Genomic DNA, 18,684 nt, shown 5'->3' with positions numbered 1-18,684 from the left:
TGCTATCAAGTGTCGGAATACTGGCAGCGGCCCGGAAATAGAACGTCCGACTATGCTGATGCATCTTGTATTATGCCCGCCGAACGCCTACCTGTTACTAGCTTATGTTGTTCTCTCGAACCGCTGCTTCCGTTTACCCGGCTCTCAGTTGATCGATTCAGTCTGACTATGCCGGGCTGCCGCATTCTGTGGGCAGCACCCAAACAGGAGTACACGGATATGGCCAATGGCACCGTGAAATGGTTCAATTCAACCAAAGGTTTCGGATTCATTCAGCCGGAGAGCGGCGGCAAGGATGTGTTCGTTCACATCTCCGAGCTTGAGCGCGCTGGCATCAGCGGTCTGGACGATGGCCAGAAGGTCAAGTTCGAGACCGAGACCGGCCGCGACGGTCGGGAGTCCGCCAACGCGCTGGAACTCGCGTGAGCTTTTCCCTCGACGACGTCTTCAAAGAGGTCCCACCGCAGACCGGCAATGGCGGGCGGCACCTGACGCCCTCCAGCGTCTTCAAGGACGCCCCGGCCGCGCCTGCCACAAAGCTGGACAAGACCACAGCGGCGGCCAGAGAGATCCTGGACGCCGAGGCCAATGAGCGGGTGCAAAAGAGCGCCAAGCTCAAGCTGGCCCGAGAAGCACGCGACGCAGGGCTCTCCCGGTAAAGGATCGCCCGCGGTCGCGCGTCGCCTGATCGTGCCAGCACCGCTTCCGGCAGACGCACGTCATGGCCGGGCGCGGTGAATAAACCGCAGCCGGAGCAAATCTCCGGGTCTGACACGGGCCGGCTGCGGGTTTGGACATGAACGACTCGACCGGGCCGAAAAATGCGGCCCAAGGCACGTGTCGTGCAGGGATCGTTGTCAGGAAATTCGAAAGACCGCGTCGCACGATGCGCCGCGAAGACCAAGTACGGCAGCCCTGGTTCCCACGCGAACCCGGGCCGCTGCAACGCATTCAAATGAAAGTAGAAAAAATGGGCTATTCGACACCGAAGAAACAACTGGACCTCAAGGAATTCCTGAGCGAGCCAGCCAAGAAATTGCCATTCCGCAAGTTCGGCATGCGCAGTGCGCCGACCAAGCCCGCAACTGGGTCCCAAAGCCGCGCGGCGCAGACCGAATCCACCGAAAGCTAAGCCCGGCACGTCTGCCGACATGCAGCTGCGACTGGCGCATTTCCAGGGGCATCAAGGAGTTCTGACAGTGGCGTTTCGCAATCGTGCACCGACCCATGGCGCCCGGCGCGACGGACGTCGTCCGCTGTCGTTTCGCGCCTTGGCGTCAATGCGGGCCGTACCGGCAAACTCATGACGCGGAAAAAAGTCACCGTTGATTTCGAAAGAAAGAAACAAAGACCACTGAACGAACGGTTGGGCAGCAGCCTCAAACTCGGCCGAAACAGGCGCACTGTTTTCAATTTGAAATGGGTTTTGCTTGTCGTTCTGGCGCTGTGGACAACCTGGATACTGGCCCGAGCCGTTTTCGCCTGATGAAACGAACCGCAACCATGGATATCGACATGTCGAAAAGCAAAGCCAAGAAGAAACCCAGCGCCGCTGGCACGCAGATCAAGGCAGCAGACGCCGCGACGATCGTCGAGGACGCGTTCGGCAATTACCTGATCCGTGCAGGCCGGTTGAATGGCGACTTCATAGCGCGTGCCTTCCCCGCCACCGGCTCCAAGAGTCAGGGGCTGATCGCCGAAGCGTCCGGCACGTCCGAGGCCGACGCAATCGAGGCACTGAAAGAAAGCTTGCGGGCCCGCAGCGCCAATCGCACCGAAGCGCGCCGCTGGGACGAACGCTCCGACAGCGCGATCCCCAGCAAGGAAGAATTCATCGAGGCGCTTCGGCAAATGAAACTGACGGATTCGCAACTGGCCATGCTCAAGGCGCTTGCCGTTGCCGGTGACGACGGAATGACCCTGGCCGCATCGACCAGGGCATCCGGATACAAATCACAGGACACTGCCATGAAAGCTCTGAAAAGAGCCGGCTCGCTTGTCGGTGACTTTCTTGGCGTAGAACCCCGCTCCGGCGCGGCAACCGATCCGAAGGATGCGCGCGAGGTTCTGGGCTACCTCATTGAAGGCGAAAGCGAAACCGCGTCGGTCTGGGTCATGCACGACGAGCTACGCCACGCCGTCCGCTCAGTCATCTGAGAGCGCCTTGAAATGGCGGCCTCGCCTCAGCCGACCGCCGCTCGGATCGCCTGCATGTTCTGCCCATAGACCTCGGGCTTGTCCACCGAGCCGCCTTTGAACACCGCCGACCCGGCCACCAGCACATCCGCGCCCGCCTCCACCACCAGCGGTGCCGTCTCGGGCGTCACGCCGCCGTCGATCTGGATATGCACCTCGCGGTCGCCGATCATCTGGCGCAGGCGGCGCGTCTTCTCGACGCCCGACATGATGAACTTCTGCCCGCCAAAGCCGGGGTTCACCGTCATCAGCACCACCATGTCGACCATGTCCAGAACGTACTCGATGGCCTCCAGCGGCGTGCCGGGGTTCACGCAGACCCCTGCCTTGCAGCCCGCCGCGCGAATGGCCTGCAAGGTGCGGTGAATATGTGGGCCAGCCTCCACATGGGCGCTGATCATGTCCGCGCCCGCCTCGGCATAGGCGTCGATATACGCATCAACCGGGGAAATCATCAGGTGCACGTCCATGAAGGTCTTCACATGCGGACGAAACGCCTTCACTGCCGGGGGGCCGAAGGTCAGGTTCGGCACGAAATGCCCGTCCATCACGTCCACATGCACCCAGTCCGCGCCCTGATCCTCGATGGCCCGAATCTCGGCCCCAAAATTGGCGAAATCGGCAGACAGGATGGATGGCGCGATCTTGACGGAACGGTCGAACGTCATGGCAGGCACTCCTTCTGGTGTGCCCCGCTCTTGCGGCGTTTGGCGCGGCTCGTCAAGCCTTGCCCCACACGATTGAACCCCCGGCCCATTCGTGCCACCAATTGATCCCGCCATTCCGTTCAGGGGGACCACACCATGCTCGGCCAGATGCAGCACCGCCCGCTCAGGATCCTCGACATCCTGACCTACGCCGCCGAGGCCTTTCCCGAACAGGGGCTGGTCTCGGTCCGCGACGAGGGCGACATTAACCGCAGCACCTACCCCGAAACCCTGGCCCGTGTCGGCCAGCTGGCCCACGCCCTCGATGCGATGGGGCTGAAACCCGGTGACCGCATCGCCACGCTTGCGTGGAACGGCTACCGCCATTTCGAGCTCTACTACGCCATCGCCGGCATCGGCGGTGTCTGCCACACGATCAATCCTCGCCTGCCGCCTGACCAGATGCAGTACATCCTCGACCATGCGCAGGACAGCGCCATCTGCGTCGATATCAGCCTCGTACCCCTTCTGGAGAAGGTGACATTGCCCAAGGGCTGCCGCGTCATCGTCCTGACCGATGCCGACCATATGCCCGACGCCCCAGACGGTGCCCTCGCCTACGAGGACCTGCTGGCGGACCAGCCCCAGACCTACGACTGGCCCAGCTTCCCCGAGGATACCGCGGCCGGCCTCTGCTACACCTCGGGCACCACCGGCAACCCCAAGGGCGCGCTCTATTCGCACCGCTCCACCGTGCTGCACGCGCTTCTGGTCATCGCCGGGCACCCGCAAAGCCTGCGCCACGGCGCGCGCGTGCTGCCCGTCGTCCCGCTCTTTCACGTCAATGCGTGGGGGATGCCCTATACCGCGCCGCTGGCGGGTATGACCATGGTCATGCCGGGCCGCCACCTCGACGGGGCCAGCCTCTATGATCTGATGGATGCCGAACAAGTCTTCTCCGCCTGGGGCGTGCCCACCGTCTGGGCCGGCCTGCAACAGGAGATCGCAAAGCGCGGCACGCCCCCCGACGGCTTCAAGGACCTCGTCGTCGGGGGCTCCGCCGCCCCCCGCTCGATGATCGCCGCCTTCGAAGAGATGGGCGTCAACGTGAACCAGGCGTGGGGCATGACCGAGATGAGCCCCATCGGCACCCGCGGGATCCTGCCCAGCCGCCTTGCCGACGCGCCCTTCGACGAGCGCGTCGATGCCAAGGTCGGCGCCGGCCGCCGCCTCTTCGGCGTCGAGTTCAAACTCAAGGACGATGACGGCACCCTCGTGCCGCACGATGGCGAAACCCCGGGCGAGCTTTTCGTCCGCGGCAGCACCGTCATCTCCGGCTACTATCAGAACGACGACGCCACCTCTGCGGCCATTGACGAAGACGGCTGGTTCGGCACCGGCGACGTCGCCACCGTCGACGCCAACGGCCGCCTGATCGTGCGCGACCGCGCCAAGGACCTGGTGAAATCGGGCGGCGAATGGATCAGCTCCATCGACCTCGAAAACGCCGCCATCTCGCATCCGATGATCGACACCTGCGCCGTCATCGCCGTACCCCACCCCAAGTGGGACGAACGCCCTGTTCTGGTCGTGGTCCCCGCCGGTGAGGAAAAGCCCACTCTCGCGGACATCCACGCTCACTTGGAGCCGCATTTCGCCAAGTGGCAGATGCCCGACGACATCCTCTTCACCGATGCCCTGCCGCTGACGGCCACCGCCAAGGTCTCCAAGCTGACCCTGCGCGAGCAGCTCTCTGACTACGTTCACCCCGACCTGCGCGAGGACGGCGCGTGAGCCTATCGCTGGACACTGCGGCGCTCGAGGCGTGGGCCAGGACTCACCTGCCCGCGCTCGAAGGCCCGATCACCGCCACCAAGTTCTCCGGCGGGCAATCCAACCCCACCTACCGGCTCGATACTCCCTCGGGCCGCTTCGTCCTGCGCCGCAAACCCCCCGGCGTGCTGCTCAAATCCGCCCATGCCGTCGACCGCGAATACCGCGTGCAAAAGGCACTGGCGGACACCGACGTGCCGGTCCCAAAAATGCTCGCCCTTTGCGAGGACGACAGCGTGATCGGCTCGACCTTCTACGTCATGGACCATGTCGAAGGCCGCAATTTCGACCAGCCGTCCCTGCCCGAAGTTGACCCAGAAAACCGCGCCCCCCTCATCGACGCCATGAACCGAACCCTCGTGGCCATCCATTCCGTCGATCTCGACGCCACCGGCCTTACCGACTACGGCCCCCCCGGCCACTACTGCGAACGCCAGACCGAGCGTTGGACCCAGCAATATCGCGCCACCGCGACCGAGGACATCGCCGAGATGGACGCCCTCATCGACTGGCTCTTCGCCAACATGCCCCCCGATGACGGCCAGCGCACGCTGGTCCATGGCGACTACCGCCTCGACAACCTGCTCTTCGCGCCCGATGCCCCCCGCGTCGCCGCAGTGCTCGATTGGGAGCTGTCGACGACAGGCCACCCCTATGCCGATCTCGCGGCGGTCATCATGCAATGGTCCATGCCCGCCACCACCGAAGGGCGCGGGCTAGAGGGGATCGACCGCGCCGCCCACGGCCTCTGGTCCGACCAGCAGTTCATCGACACGTATTGTGACCGCCGCAGCATTCCGGGTATCGAGAACTTCCACTTCTACCTCGCCTTCACCTATTTCCGCATGGCCGCCATCCTGCAAGGCGTCAAGAAACGCGCTCTCGACGGCAACGCCTCCGACCCCGACCGCGCCCTGAAACTGGGCGCCTACGTTCCCTTCTTCGCCCACTCCGGGCTAAAGGCCGCCACCGAATGACCGACACCTTCGACCCCAACCTGCGCGAGGCGCCCTCACCACTCTCCGAAACTCTCGGCTTCGACATGACCGACTGGTCCGAAGGTTATGCCCGGGTCGAGGCTCCCATTGCGCCCCACCTGATGAACCGCCAGGGCCTGCCCCACGGCGGTGTCTATGCCGCGATCCTCGACACCGCGATGGGCTTCTGCGGCTGCTTCACCGGCGATCCGAAGATCAAGCAGAACGCCCTGACACTCAGCATGACGGTCAACTACCTCGCCCGCGCCACCGGCACCCACCTGGTGGCCGAGGCCCGCGTGACCGGCGGAGGCCGCTCCACCTTCTTTGCCAAAGGCGAGGTCCGCGACGACACCGGCACCCTCATCGCCGAGGCGACAGGCGTCTTCAAACTGCGCTCCCGGAAATAACCGCCAGCCCCGTAGCCTGGGGTTCCACCCCACCGCGCCCCGCGCACAGACGCTTCGCCAACGCGTAGGGTGGAATTCCACCCCACCGCGCCGCTCGCACAGACACTTCACCAACGCGTAGGGTGGGGTTTCACCCCACCGCGCCGCTCGCACACACGCTTCGCCACAGCGTAGGGTGGGTGAAAACCCACGCGGCGCCCGTGCATCCCCCCAAAACCCCCCTTGACCTTCCAGTCACTGGAACCCTTATATCTGCCGCATGACAACGCTGAACCTCGAACTTGACGGCATGTCCTGCGCCGGCTGCGCGGGCCGCGCCGAACGCGCTCTCGCCGCGCTGCCCGGCCTGGGTCGCGCATCTGTGAACTTCGCCACCGGCAGCGCGCGGATCGAGGTGAACGGCACGCCCCTGGACCGGATCACCGACACGCTTACCGCCGCCGGCTACCCCGCCCGCACCGCGCAAACGACCCTCTCGATCGACGGGATGCACTGTGCCTCCTGCACAGGCCGGGTCGAGGACAGCCTGACCGCCGTGCCCGGTATCCTGACCGCCGCCGTCAACCTCGCCACCCAGACGGCACAAGTCACCTACCTGGCGGGCACCACCACGCCCGCCGACCTCGCCCGCGTCGTCACTCAGGCCGGCTATCCAACACGCCCCGCCGAAGAGGATACCCCCGATCCCGCTGCTTCGCGCCGCGCCGCAGAGATTACCCATGCCCGCCAAATGACCCTGCTGGCAGGCGCGCTGACCCTACCCGTCTTCGTGACCGAAATGGGCGGCCACCTGATCCCCGCATTCCACCACTGGCTGCACGACCTGATCGGCCAGACAACGCTCTGGACCCTGCAATTCATCCTCACCACGCTGGTCCTCGCCTTTCCCGGTCGGCAGTTCTTCACCCTAGGGCTGCCCGCGCTCCTGCGCGGCGCGCCCGACATGAACAGCCTCGTCGCCCTCGGCACCCTGGCCGCCTGGGGGTACTCGACGGTGGCCCTCTTCGCTCCCGGCGTCCTGCCCCCCGGCACCGTGGCCGTCTATTTCGAGGCCGCCGCCGTCATCGTCACCCTCATTCTCCTGGGCCGCTGGATGGAGGCCCGCGCCCGCGGCCGGACCGGCGCCGCCATCCGCCGTCTCATCGGCCTGCAACCCGACACCGCCCGCGTGATCCGCAACGGTGCGGCACAGGACATCCCAGTCGCGCAGGTCGGCGTCGGCGACACGCTCCAACTGCGCCCCGGCGAACGCATCCCCGTCGACGGCACCGTCACCGACGGCACGTCCCATGTCGACGAGTCCATGATCTCGGGCGAGCCCCTGCCCGTCTCGAAAACCACGAACGACATCCTCATCGCCGGCACCATCAACGGCGACGGTGCCCTCACCATGACCGCCACCGGCGTCGGCCGCGATACGATGCTGGCCCGCATTGTCGCCATGGTGCAGGAGGCCCAGGGCGCCAAGCTGCCGATCCAGGCCCTGGCCGACAAGGTGGTGCGCGTCTTCGTGCCCGTGGTTATCGCGACCGCGATCCTCACCGTGCTCGCATGGCTCGCGGTCGGCCCCAGCCCCGCCCTCGGCCTCGCCCTCGTGGCGGGTGTCTCGGTGCTGATCATCGCCTGCCCCTGCGCCATGGGGCTGGCCACACCCACCTCGATCATGGTCGGCACAGGCCGCGCCGCCGAGCTTGGCGTGCTCTTCCGCAAGGGCGACGCGCTTCAGACCCTGGCAGAGGCAAAGGTCGTGGCCTTCGACAAGACCGGCACGCTCACCCTGGGCCGCCCCACCCTCACCACGCTGCACCTCGCCCCGGGCTTTGACCGCGCCGAAACCCTCGCAGCCATCGCCGCCGCCGAGGCGCAGTCCGAACACCCCATCGCCCGCAGCATCGAGACCGCGGCGCTTGACGAGGGCCTGACCCTGCCCCCGGTCAAGGCGTTCAAGGCGATCCCCGGTCACGGCCTCTCGGCAAGTGTCGGCGGTCAGGACCTTCTGGTCGGAACCGCTCGCCTGATGCACGACCACGCCATTGACACCGCCCCTTTCGCCGACACGCTGGCAGACCTGACAGCCAAGGGCGAAACTCCGATCTTCGCCGCAATGGACGGTCGGCTTTCCGCCCTCCTCTCGGTCTCCGACCCGATCAAGGACACCGCCCGCGACACCATCCGCGCCCTGCACGAAAGCGGCCTGCAAACCGCGCTCATCACCGGCGACACCGCCGCGACAGCCCAGGCCGTCGCCACCGCCCTCGGCATCGACCATGTCGAGGCCGAGGTCTTGCCGGGCGACAAGCGCGACACCATCGCCCGCCTGCAAGACACCCACGGCGCCACAGCCTTCGTCGGCGACGGGATCAACGACGCGCCCGCGCTGGCACAGGCCGATATCGGAATCGCCATGGGCACCGGCACCGACGTGGCCATTGAAAGCGCCGACGTGGTGCTTGTCTCCGGCAACCCCGCGAACGTGCTGACCGCGCTCCACGTTTCGCGCCGCACCCTGCGCAACATCCGCCAGAACCTGTTCTGGGCGTTTGCCTACAACGCCGCGCTCATTCCCGTCGCCGCCGGTGCGCTCTACCCGGTTACCGGCAAGCTGCTGTCGCCCATGCTCGCCGCCGGCGCCATGGCGCTCAGCTCCGTCTTCGTACTGACCAATGCCCTGCGCCTGCGCAGCCTGACCCCGGAGACCCCACAATGAACATCTCGCAGATCGCCGACAAGACCGGCCTGCCCCCCAAGACCATCCGCTACTACGAGGAGATCGGCCTGATCACCCCCGACCGTGGCGCCAATGGCTACCGCGTCTTCACCGACAGCCACCTGCACAAGCTGGCCTTCCTGGGCCGCGCCCGCACCCTGGGCTTTTCCATCGAGGATTGCCGCACGCTGCTGGCGCTCTACGAGGACGACACCCGCGCCAGCGCCGACGTCAAGGCCATCGCCCGGCAGCACTTGAAACAGATCAAGGAAAAAATCGCCCAACTGCAATCCATGGCCGACACGCTCGGTCACCTCATCAAGTGCTGCGCCGGTGACAATCGCCCCGATTGCCCGATCCTCAACGATCTCGCCCGCCACTGAGCGCCAGAATTTTCGTACGAAAATTCTCCCCCAAGATTATTCGTACGAATAATCTCTCACAGCTCCGCCCCCGCCTTCCATTCCCCCCACTTCATCGTGGCATTCGCGCCGATATAGGTAAACGGCAGCGGCGGCAGGCGCGACGGTGTCCCCTGCGCCATGACATGCGCCAAGATCTCGCTCTCGACGCCCGACGCCAACTCCGCCATCGCCATCCCGTGCAGCGTGCCCCGCGCTGTGCCCAAGCCGTTCTGGCAGCAGGCCGAGAACAGACCCTCCTCCAACTCGCCCAGCGCCGGCGCGCCGTTCCAGCTCAAACAAAGCCGCCCGCCCCAGCGGTACTCCATGTCGATACCCGCAAGCTGCGGAAACCGCGCTGCGAACGCCTTGTCATGCGACCGCCCCATCGCCGCCACGCGGCCTCGGGGAATCTTCAGCGAAGGGTCATAGGTCACTCGGTTGCGCATCACGATCCGCTTGCCCGCCGTCCCGCTGATCCTGCGCACCGTGCTGCCCATCGGGTCGGCGGGTGTCAGCCCCCAACGCTCCGCCCCGCCCAGCCGCGCGGCCTCGTCTTCGGTCAGTGGACGGGTCATCGACGCATACAGAAACAGGTGCAGCAACCGTCCCTTGAACTGCCCGAAACTCTCTGCATGTCCGTTGACGGCCAAAATCACCTTCGGCGCCGTCACCCGGCCCTTCGGAGTCACGGCCACCCAATCGCCCGCGCGCCGCAATTCGGTCACCGGGCTGTCCTCGCAGATCCGCACCCGGTTGCTGGCCAGCCCCTTCGCCACGCCCCGCACGAACAACGCCGGCTGGATCATCGCCGTCCCGGGCGTGTAAAGCCCGCTGCGGTAATAGTCCGATCCGGTCAGCTCCCGCATCGCACCGGCATCCAGCAATTCATGCGCCTCGCCCATCGCCTCCAGGTGCGCGGCATAATCGAGGTTGTGCCGATGCCCTTTCGCACTCGCCGCCGCGTTGGTCTTGCCCGACCGCACGAACGCCTCCCCGCCCAGCCCGAACGCCTCCGCCATCTCTCCGGCAAAGTCTATCGCGGCCCGGTTCATCCGCGTCTGCGCGATATCCTTCTCGAGCGCGCCGCCGTAGTCTTCCGACGACAGGTCATGCGGCAGGTCGATCATGAAGCCCGAGTTGCGCCCCGCCGGGCCCTCGCCGATCCGCCTGGCCTCCAGCAGCACGATCCGCGACTCCGGGTGCAACTGGCTCAGCCGCCGCACCGCCGCCAGACCGGCAAAGCCGCCGCCGATCACCAGCCAGTCCGCCGTCACCGCCTCGTCCAGCGGCTGCGTCGGTTCCGCCTCGGGCAGGATCGCGTTCCACCCGGTCACGCCAGGATCGCAAGGCATCCGGCGCACCTTCACGGCAGGCTCAACTGGGCCATCCGGCCCCCGTCAACGGTCCAGACCTGCCCGGTCACGAACCCCGCCTCCTCGCTCGCCAGCCAGCAGATCAGCCGCGCCACGTCCTCCGGCGTGCCTGTCCGCCGCACCGGGTGGATTCCGGCCAGCCCTGCGCGAAACGCCACCGGGTCCGTCATGCTCTCGATGAACGCTTCGTTCAGCGGCGTGTCGATCCACCCCGGCGCCACCGCGTTGCAGCGCACGCCATCCTTGCCGTGGTCCACCGCCACGGCCCGCGTCAGCCCGTGCAACCCCGCCTTCGACGCCGCATAAGCCGGGTGCCGCGGGTTTGATCCCAACCCCTCGACCGAGCCGAGATTGACGATCGCGCCACCACCCGCGCGCAGCATCCCCATCCCGTGACGGATCAGCAGAAACGGCACTGTCAGATTCATATGCAGCTGGATGTCCCAATCCGCCTTCGACGTTTCCTCGACCGTGCCCTCTCGCATCATCCCGGCATTGTTCACCAGGATATCGAGCGCGCCCGCCTTGTCCGAGACCTCCGCCATCACCCGCTCGGGCACGGACTCGTCGCTGAAATCCGCCGCGATGTCCTCGTGCGCTGACGCACCGCGCTGCGCACAGAAAACCCGCGCACCGCCCTCGGCAAGGACCGCCGCCGTGGCCCCGCCCATGCCGCTCGACCCGCCGGTTACCAGCGCGACCTTGCCTTCGAACCTGCTCATATCACGGCCTTTCCACCATTCACTTCGACCAGCGCCCCGCACATGTACCGCGCCGCGTCCGACGCCAGGAACAGCATCACGTCCACGATCTCTTCCGGGCTTGCGATATGCCCCACAGGCACGCTCGCGTTCAGGTCTTCGATCGCCTGCTCCGGGTCCAGCCCGCGTGCCGCAAAGCCCGTGCGCAGCATCGGTGTGTCCACCTCGTTGGGGCAGACCGCGTTCACCCGGATACCCTGATGCGCATGATCCCGGCCCAGGCATTGCGTCAGGCTGGCAATCGCCGCCTTGCTCGTCACGTAGACCGGATGGTTCGGCCCCGGCCGCAGCCCCCAGCAGGACGAGGTGTTCACGATCGCCCCGCCGCCCCGCGCGGCCAGGATCGGGATCGCCGCCCGACAAATCCGAAACGGCGCCTCCACGTTCACCCCCATGGTCAGGCGCCAGTCGTCATCGCGCGCCGTGGTGATATCGCCCCGCGTGATGACGCCGGCATTGTTGAACACCATGTCCAGGCCGCCCAACTCTGCCTCCGCCCGCCCCGGCAGCGCGTCGCAAAACGCCCCGTCGAGCAGGTCACCGTCCAGATGCGCCTCGGCCTCCACCGCGCCGCTCTGACGGTCGCTCACCGCCACAAGCGCGCCCTCGGCCCGCAGCGCCCGCACCAGCGCGGCGCCGATGCCGCCCGCGCCGCCTGTGACCAGCGCACACTGTCCCTCGAACCGCATCACGCCACCTCGTACTTCACTGGCAGGCTCAACGCCCCGGTATTTCCACTGTCCGGCAACCATTCCGGCGCGCCGTCATACGCCACCGTACGGAACGTCTGCCGCAACGCATCCAGCGCACAACCCGTATCCGTCCGTGCCACGAAATGCCCGATGCAGTGATGCGCCCCGCCGCCGAACCCGAAATGCCGCTTGCGCTTGACCGTGATGTCGAAAGACGGGTCTTCACAAATCTCCGGGTCCCGCGCCGAGGCATGGACCAGCAGGTTCAGCACCGTGCCTTTCGGAATCACCATTCCGTCCATCTCGACATCCTCGACCGCCTCGCGGGTGGACCACGTCGTTGTCGGCCGCGCCCGGATGAACTCTTCCACCGCGTTCGGGATCAGGCTCTCGTCCTTGCGCAGCATCTGCCACTGATCGGGATTCTCGATGAATAGCGAAAGCCCAAGTCCAAGAAGTGCCCGCGTCGTATCCACGCCACCGAAGATCGAAATCACGATGGTGTTCAGCAATTCCTCATGCGTGCAGTCCCCGTTGCGGTCGAACTCCGCCACCATGCGCGCAACGTAACTCTCGCTATCCTCACCGCGCCGCACCTTGACCACCAGTTGATCGGCCAATTGGAACAGAGTCTCGCAGGCCGCGTTGAACCGCTCTTGATACTTCGGCGCCTCGATCCCCATCGCCAGCCCCAGATCGGCGGCGTTATGCGCCACCAGCGGCCACGCCTCGCGCTCCATCCCTAGCAGCGTTGTGATCGCCTGCCCGGCGAAAGGCTCGCAAAATGCCGACTGGAACTCGCAGGCGCTCTTCTCGCGCAGGTCAGCACAAAGGTCCCGCGCAATCTCATCAAAGGTCGGGACCAGCGACAGCACATAGTCCTCGCTCAGCGCCGGCACCGCCAGCGCCCGCAATTTCTGATGCGAGTCGCCTTCGCGCCCGATCACCGAGTCCCGCCAGAAATCCGCGAACCGCCCCTCGATCCCGACCGTCTCGGGCCAGTTGTGGCTGCCCTGCCGAAACCGCCGGTCGCGCAGGATCTTGCCCACCTGCCGATATCGCAGCACCGCCAGGCCAAAGGGCGTCTCGGCGCACCAATGGGCCTCGCGCGCCGCGACAACTTCCGGCCCCCGCGTCGAAAACCCGGGGTCTTTCAGGTCCAGATACGGCAGATTGCCCATTTTCGTCACTCCTCCGCGCCGTCGCGCGTTCTCAATACTCCTGGTTCAACGCATCCGCCGCCGGGATCTCGCTTTCCCGTTTGGCAATATACGCCAGCAGAGCCTCGTTCACAGCTTCGTCCAGCTTCGGCTCTTCATACTCGTTCAGCATCTTGCGCGCATAGGCCTGCGCTCTGGCATTCGCCTCCTCCGCGCCCTCGGCCTGCCACTGCTCGATCGAGTTGTTGTCAAAGAGATCCGGCATGAAAAACGCCCGCTGAAAATTCGCCAGCGTATGGGGATGGCCAAGGTAATGCCCCCCGGGGCCGATATCGCCCACGGCCGCCACCGCCACATCGAAATCGTCCCAGCGGATGCCCTCGGCCATTCGGTAGGCCATCGCGCATTGCTCGGCGTCGATCACGAACTTCGCCATCGAACAATGCATCCCCGCCTCGTTCCAGCCCGCCGCGTGCCACATGTAATTGGTCCCGGCCATCTGTAATGCCATCAGGGTCGTCGCACTCTCGTACCCCGCCTGCGCGTCCAGCGTCTTGGCCCCGCCCAGGCTGGCCGAGGACCGCCACGGCACGCCATAGAACCGGGCCATCTGCCCGATCATCATGTTCATCAGGCTGATCTCGGGTGTTCCCGCCATCGGCGCTCCCGACTTCATGCTGACCGTCGACAGGTAATGCCCGTAAATCGCCGGACACCCCTTGCGCACCACCTGCGTATAGGCCAGCGCACTCAGCGCCTCGGCATTCAGCTGCGCCACCGCCGGCGCAACAGACGCCGGCGTATTGGCCCCGCCCAGAACGAACGGGCTGCACAGTACCGGCTGGTTGCGGCGGCAGAACGCCCGCATCGCCCCCAGCATGGTTTCGTCCCACACAAGCGGGCTGTTGCCGTTGCAGTTGCCCGTCACCACCGGGTGCGTCTCCATGAACTCGTCGCCAAAAAGGATCGCGCACATCTCCATCACATCCTCGGCGTTCTTCGGGCTTGTGGTCATGCCCATGAACGTCTTGTCAGAATGCTTCATCGACGAATAGGTGATCCGCAGATGCCGCTGGCTGATAGGATGGTCATAAGGTTCCACAATATGATGCGCGCTCGAATGCAGCGCCGGCGACATCTGCGCCAGCTTGTGGAAGTTCGCCAGGTCGTCCAGCGTCGGATTGCGCCGCACATCGTCCAGATCCCGCAGGAACGGCGCGCCGGTCATCGGCACGAAAATCGCATGATCCTTGCCGAAGGGCAGGTTATGCGCCGGGTTCCGCGCGTGATAGGTGAACGTCTCGGGGATCGTCTTGATCAGTTCCCGCACCAGCCCGCGATCCAGATGCACCCGGTCGCCGTCGCGCACCTCCGCGCCAACCCGCTTCCAGTCCGCAATCGCGATCTCGTCGCGGAACACCACGCCCACGTTTTCCAGGATATCCATGCTCGCCGCATCGATGCGCTCGACCTCCTCCGCACTCATCGGCTCAGTCAGCGGCAGCCCCCGCTTCAGGCTGGGCAACATCTTCACGTCCCGTACGGCCCGCAAGGCGGTCCGCGTCCCGCGCCCTCGACGCGCGGGTTTTTCTGCAATTGCCGTCACGCGTCGTCCTCCATGCTGTGTGATATTCCGTCCAGTATCGCTGGCAGCCCGTCAAAGGCCCCCTGCGCCGCCAGCCCCTCGACCATCTGCAGGTTCAGGGTGTTCGGCGTGGCCAGCGCCATCTTCTCGTCATGCAACTCGCCCGCGCGGTCTCGGCCGAGGCCGTTCAGCACCCCGGTCACCAGGTTGCTGACATAGATCTCCGCCGCCTCGGGTGACCCGGTCTTGCCCGCCAGCCATCCGGTGCCCTCTTCCAGAAGACCCAGCGCCGCGGCGACCATCGTCGAGGCCGCGAAATGGTGGTTCAGCGCCGTCTCGTCCTCTTGCGGCAGCACCGGGTTCTTTGCCCCGAAGAGCGCCTGCACGACACCCGGATCACCCGCCACCGGCAAGGGGCAGCCACCGTTCTCGATAAACCCATACGGGATCGTCACCGACACATCCCGCACCGGCGCACAGGCCGCCACGATCTCGGCCATCGGCACGCCCGCCATGACCGACACGACCTTCTGATCCGCCCGGAACGGCAGCCCCGCAACGACGTCCTTCCACACCGCCGGACGCAAGCACAGAAGAACGATCTCGCTCCGCTCCACGACCTCCGCATTCTCCGCCACCGCGATACCCAGACCGCTCTCGGCCAGCGCCGCCGACACCGCCTCGCCGCGCCGCGACACCGTCACGTCATGCCCGGCCCGGGCCAGCGCCCGCGCCATCGGTGCCGCGATATGTCCGGCTCCAAGAAACCCAACTCGGCTCATCCCACCAAGTCTCCGTCCTTCGGATCACTCAGATCGACCCAGATCGTCTTCACCTCGGTGAACTGGTCATGCGCGTGCACACCATTGTCACGCCCGCCAAAGCCCGACTGCTTATACCCGCCAAAGGGCGTCGAGATGTCTCCTTCACCATAGCAGTTCACCGTCACGGTCCCCGCCCGGATCTCCCGCGCCGCCCGGATCGCCCGCCGCACGTTCGAGGTAAAGACCGACGCCGCCAGCCCGTAGGCCGTGTCATTGGCCAGCTGGATCGCCTCCGCCTCGCTCGCCACCTCGATCACGCTCAGGATGGGACCGAAAATCTCTTCCTTCGCCCGCTTGTCGTCCTTTTTCACCTCATAGACCGTCGGCGCGATGAAATTCCCTTTGGGCTTGCCGCCCCCGGCCACCGCCTTGCCTTTCAGGTAGCCCGCCACCTTCTTGCAATGCGCGCCGTCCACCAGCGCGCCCAGATGGTTCGCCGGGTCCAGCGGATCGCCGGTCTTCCAGTCCCGCATCCGCGCCACGATCCGCTCCATCAGCGGCGCCTTGACGGCCTTGTGCACGATCACCCGGCTGGCCGCCGAACAGTTTTCGCCCATGTTCCAGAACGCCGCATTTACCAGGTGCTCGGCCACGTGATCCAGGTTCTCGGCATCTTCCAGCACCACCGCGGGGTTCTTGCCCCCGCACTCCAAAGTCACCTTTTTCATGTTGCTGTCCGCCGCATAGCGCAGGAACCGCTTGCCGATCTCGGTCGAACCGGTAAAGCTCACCATGTCCACGCCCAAATGCAGGCCCAAGGGCTCGCCGACAGACGGCCCATCCCCCGGCAATACCTGCAACACGCCGCGCGGCACGCCCGCCATATGCGCCACCTCCGCCAGCCGCAGCGCGGTCAGGCTGGTCTGCTCGGCGGGCTTCACGATCACCGAATTGCCCGCCGCCAGTGCCGGCCCGATCTTCCACGCCATCATCAGCAGCGGAAAGTTCCACGGCAGCACGCAGGCCACCACGCCCAAAGGCTCCCGCACGATCAGGCTCAGCGCATCGTCGCCCGACGGCCCGACCTGGTCATAGATCTTGTCGATCAACTCGGCGTGCCACTTGATCGTGTGAATGACCTCGGGAATATCCACCGTCTCGCAATCGCGGATGGGCTTGCCGCTATCGAGGCTCTCCAACACCGCGAATTCGTGCCGCCGCCGCGTGATCAGTTTGCACAGCCGGATCAACACGTCCTTCCGCGCGCTCGGATGCGCCTTCGCCCACTCCCCGCGCTCAAACGCTTCCCGCGCCTTCTCAACGGCAAAATCCACGTCCTTCGCATTTGCGGTGGATATCTTCGCCAGCACATCCCCCGTCGCCGGGTTCACCGTCTGCATCTCCGGCCCCGATCCCTTGCGGAACTTGCCATCGACGAAAGGCGCGCGCGGCAGGTCCAGCTCGGCGGCAATCGCGCCGTATTCGTCCCGTGTCAGAAGCTCGCTCATTTCTTGCCCCCTTCGATCGCGGCAATCGCGGTATTCATCGTGCGGATCACCTCTTCGAGGCTACGTTTGTCATCCTTGTTCAGCGGCAACAGAGGCTTCCTCGGCGGCCCCGCCGGAATGCCCCGCATCGTCACGCCATGCTTGATGCACTGGATGAACTTGCCGCCCTGCTCCAGCACCCGCATCAGCGGCATCATCGCCGACATGATCGCCCGGCCCTTGGTAAAGTCCCCCTCCACCACGCAGGCCCGGTACAGCGCCACATGCGCCTCGGGCGCAAAGTTCGACCCGGCACAGACCCAGCCCTTCGCGCCCCAGGCGAAGAACTCCAGCGCCTGGTCATCCATCCCGCACAGAAGGCCAAGATGCGGATAGTCCCGCGCGATCAGGTGCAGGCGGTTGATGTCGCCGCTGCTTTCCTTGATGCCGCAGAAATTGGGCGAGCGGCCCAGCCGGTCCAGGGTCTCCTCGTCCATATTCACGCCCATCCGGCCCGGGTAGTTGTACAGCATCACCGGCATATCCACGGCCCGGTCGATCGCCAAAGCGTGCAGCGCGATCTCGCGCCCCGTCGGCACCGAATAGGGCGGCGTCGCGACCAAAATCGCATCGGCGCCCACATCCCTGGCCATCTTCGCAAATTCGATACTGTCCTCGGTGCGCAGCGCGCCCGTGCCCACCACGAGCGGCACGCGCCCCTTGATCAGCTCGTGCGTTTTCCGGGCCAACCATTCGCGCTCCTCGAACGTCTGCGCGTAATACTCACCCGTGGTCCCGGCACTGATGATCCCGGCCACTCCGCCCGCGATCAACTGCTCCACCACGTCGCCCAGCGCGCCCTCGTCTACCGTGAAATCTTCACGATAGGGCGTCACGATGGGCGTCCAGATCCCCTCAAACTGCATCTTCACGGTCCTTCATCGGCAAAACGTCGATCGGCAGCGGATCGGGGCTCACGAACCGCTCCAGCCGATCCCGCGACAGGTTCCAGTGCGCGATGGTCAGGTCGACGATCACCCCCGGCTCCTGCCGCTCGATGGCCTCGATCATCGCGTCATGATGCGCGCAGGCCGTCACCACCCGCGCCGCCTCGTCCTCCGAGGCCGGGCGATAGAATGTCTGGCTCAGCCGCGTATGGTCGATCAGCATCCGCTTGAGGCTGGGCAGCAGGTAAGGGTTGTGCGCCATCTCCCCCATCGCCAGGTGAAACCGGTGGTTCTGCAACGCGGCCTCCGCCGCATCGCCCGCCTGCGTCGCCGCACGAAACCGCTCCTGGATGGCCTTCAAAGGCGCGACCTCGCCCGCCTTGCGGTTCTCGGCGGCCAGCCGCGCGACATTGGCATAGATCATCGGCGCGGTCTGAAAGAACGTCCGCAGCACTGGCAGATCCATCGACGCCACCTTGGCGCCGCGGTTCTGGGTCAGGTCCACATACCCCTCGCCGCCCAGCCGTTGCAGGATCTCCCGCATCGGCGTGCGCGACATGCCGTACCGGTCGCACAGCGTCGCCTCGTCCAGGTCGCTGCCGGGCGCAATCTCCTGCGTCAGGATCCGCATCCGCAGGTCTTCCAGGCACTGGGTTTTCTTGTCGGCGGTCAAAGCGACTCTCCTTGCTGAATACATAATGTATACATTTTGTATTGCCGAGTCGATTCAAATTTCCCGCC

At 65.6% G+C, this 18,684-nt stretch carries 19 protein-coding genes; 9 read left to right on the top strand and 10 right to left on the bottom strand.

Annotated elements, in window-relative coordinates:
• Positions 1-219: 219 nt before the first annotated feature.
• The 4 genes from XM53_RS05540 (at position 220) to XM53_RS05525 (ending at position 2,157) form a co-directional block, all read left to right on the top strand.
• Complete coding sequence (locus tag XM53_RS05540; protein ID WP_057791081.1) at positions 220-426, top strand: cold-shock protein; 207 nt, start codon at positions 220-222, stop codon at positions 424-426.
• Positions 423-659 (top strand): hypothetical protein, encoded by a 237-nt coding sequence (locus XM53_RS05535; protein ID WP_057791079.1) that lies wholly within the window; start codon positions 423-425, stop codon positions 657-659. Before XM53_RS05540 ends, XM53_RS05535 begins: the two co-directional genes overlap by 4 nt.
• Positions 660-796: 137 nt before the next feature.
• Entirely contained in the window at positions 797-1,132 is a 336-nt protein-coding gene (locus tag XM53_RS05530) for a hypothetical protein (protein ID WP_144435460.1), read from the top strand.
• Positions 1,133-1,503: 371 nt separating this feature from the next.
• Positions 1,504-2,157 (top strand): hypothetical protein, encoded by a 654-nt coding sequence (locus XM53_RS05525; RefSeq protein WP_057791076.1) that lies wholly within the window; start codon positions 1,504-1,506, stop codon positions 2,155-2,157.
• Positions 2,158-2,183: 26 nt separating this feature from the next.
• Here the strand turns inward: XM53_RS05525 and rpe are convergent, their stop codons facing one another.
• Complete coding sequence (gene rpe, locus XM53_RS05520) at positions 2,184-2,864, bottom strand: ribulose-phosphate 3-epimerase (RefSeq protein ID WP_057791074.1); 681 nt, start codon at positions 2,862-2,864, stop codon at positions 2,184-2,186.
• Between the two features lie 135 nt (positions 2,865-2,999).
• Between rpe and XM53_RS05515 the strand changes: the two genes are divergently transcribed.
• The 5 genes from XM53_RS05515 to cueR all read left to right on the top strand — a co-directional run bounded on the left by XM53_RS05515 (position 3,000) and on the right by cueR (position 9,153).
• A complete protein-coding gene (locus XM53_RS05515; protein WP_057791072.1) occupies positions 3,000-4,637 on the top strand; it encodes a long-chain fatty acid--CoA ligase in 1,638 nt (545 codons plus the stop codon).
• Positions 4,634-5,653, top strand: coding sequence for a phosphotransferase family protein (locus XM53_RS05510; protein ID WP_057791069.1), 1,020 nt, complete (start codon positions 4,634-4,636; stop codon positions 5,651-5,653). The genes XM53_RS05515 and XM53_RS05510 overlap by 4 nt, the downstream gene beginning before the upstream one ends.
• Positions 5,650-6,063 carry a PaaI family thioesterase gene (locus XM53_RS05505; protein ID WP_057791067.1) on the top strand — a complete coding sequence of 138 codons (414 nt, stop codon included), beginning with the start codon at positions 5,650-5,652 and terminating at the stop codon, positions 6,061-6,063. Before XM53_RS05510 ends, XM53_RS05505 begins: the two co-directional genes overlap by 4 nt.
• Positions 6,064-6,322: 259 nt before the next feature.
• The gene (locus tag XM53_RS05500) at positions 6,323-8,770 is read left to right on the top strand and encodes a heavy metal translocating P-type ATPase (RefSeq protein WP_057791065.1); all 2,448 of its coding nucleotides are present in this window, start codon (positions 6,323-6,325) and stop codon (positions 8,768-8,770) included.
• Positions 8,767-9,153 carry a Cu(I)-responsive transcriptional regulator gene (gene cueR, locus XM53_RS05495; RefSeq protein ID WP_057791063.1) on the top strand — a complete coding sequence of 129 codons (387 nt, stop codon included), beginning with the start codon at positions 8,767-8,769 and terminating at the stop codon, positions 9,151-9,153. The genes XM53_RS05500 and cueR overlap by 4 nt, the downstream gene beginning before the upstream one ends.
• Before the next feature lie 56 nt (positions 9,154-9,209).
• Here cueR and XM53_RS05490 read toward each other — a convergent pair whose 3' ends face one another.
• The 9 genes from XM53_RS05490 to XM53_RS05450 are packed head-to-tail and all read right to left on the bottom strand — an operon-like array spanning position 9,210 to position 18,616.
• A complete protein-coding gene (locus XM53_RS05490; protein WP_057791061.1) occupies positions 9,210-10,526 on the bottom strand; it encodes an NAD(P)/FAD-dependent oxidoreductase in 1,317 nt (438 codons plus the stop codon).
• Positions 10,527-10,537: 11 nt separating this feature from the next.
• Entirely contained in the window at positions 10,538-11,269 is a 732-nt protein-coding gene (locus XM53_RS05485; protein WP_057791059.1) for an SDR family NAD(P)-dependent oxidoreductase, read from the bottom strand.
• Positions 11,266-11,997: an SDR family NAD(P)-dependent oxidoreductase gene (locus tag XM53_RS05480; protein WP_057791057.1), complete on the bottom strand. Its 732-nt coding sequence runs from the start codon at positions 11,995-11,997 to the stop codon at positions 11,266-11,268. The genes XM53_RS05485 and XM53_RS05480 overlap by 4 nt, the downstream gene beginning before the upstream one ends.
• Complete coding sequence (locus tag XM53_RS05475) at positions 11,997-13,181, bottom strand: cytochrome P450 (protein ID WP_057791056.1); 1,185 nt, start codon at positions 13,179-13,181, stop codon at positions 11,997-11,999. The genes XM53_RS05480 and XM53_RS05475 overlap by 1 nt, the downstream gene beginning before the upstream one ends.
• 31 nt (positions 13,182-13,212) lie before the next feature.
• Complete coding sequence (locus XM53_RS05470) at positions 13,213-14,766, bottom strand: trimethylamine methyltransferase family protein (protein WP_144435459.1); 1,554 nt, start codon at positions 14,764-14,766, stop codon at positions 13,213-13,215.
• Positions 14,763-15,527 (bottom strand): NAD(P)-binding domain-containing protein, encoded by a 765-nt coding sequence (locus XM53_RS05465; RefSeq protein WP_057791054.1) that lies wholly within the window; start codon positions 15,525-15,527, stop codon positions 14,763-14,765. The genes XM53_RS05470 and XM53_RS05465 overlap by 4 nt, the downstream gene beginning before the upstream one ends.
• Positions 15,524-17,017: an aldehyde dehydrogenase gene (locus XM53_RS05460; protein ID WP_057791052.1), complete on the bottom strand. Its 1,494-nt coding sequence runs from the start codon at positions 17,015-17,017 to the stop codon at positions 15,524-15,526. Before XM53_RS05460 ends, XM53_RS05465 begins: the two co-directional genes overlap by 4 nt.
• Positions 17,014-17,922 (bottom strand): 4-hydroxy-tetrahydrodipicolinate synthase, encoded by a 909-nt coding sequence (gene dapA, locus XM53_RS05455; RefSeq protein WP_057791050.1) that lies wholly within the window; start codon positions 17,920-17,922, stop codon positions 17,014-17,016. Before dapA ends, XM53_RS05460 begins: the two co-directional genes overlap by 4 nt.
• Positions 17,912-18,616: a GntR family transcriptional regulator gene (locus tag XM53_RS05450; RefSeq protein WP_082630760.1), complete on the bottom strand. Its 705-nt coding sequence runs from the start codon at positions 18,614-18,616 to the stop codon at positions 17,912-17,914. The genes dapA and XM53_RS05450 overlap by 11 nt, the downstream gene beginning before the upstream one ends.
• Positions 18,617-18,684: the final 68 nt, after the last annotated feature.

Source organism: Roseovarius atlanticus, from assembly GCF_001441615.1.
GTDB classification, from domain to species: domain Bacteria; phylum Pseudomonadota; class Alphaproteobacteria; order Rhodobacterales; family Rhodobacteraceae; genus Roseovarius; species Roseovarius atlanticus.
This window is presented reverse-complemented; position numbering and strand designations above follow the sequence as displayed.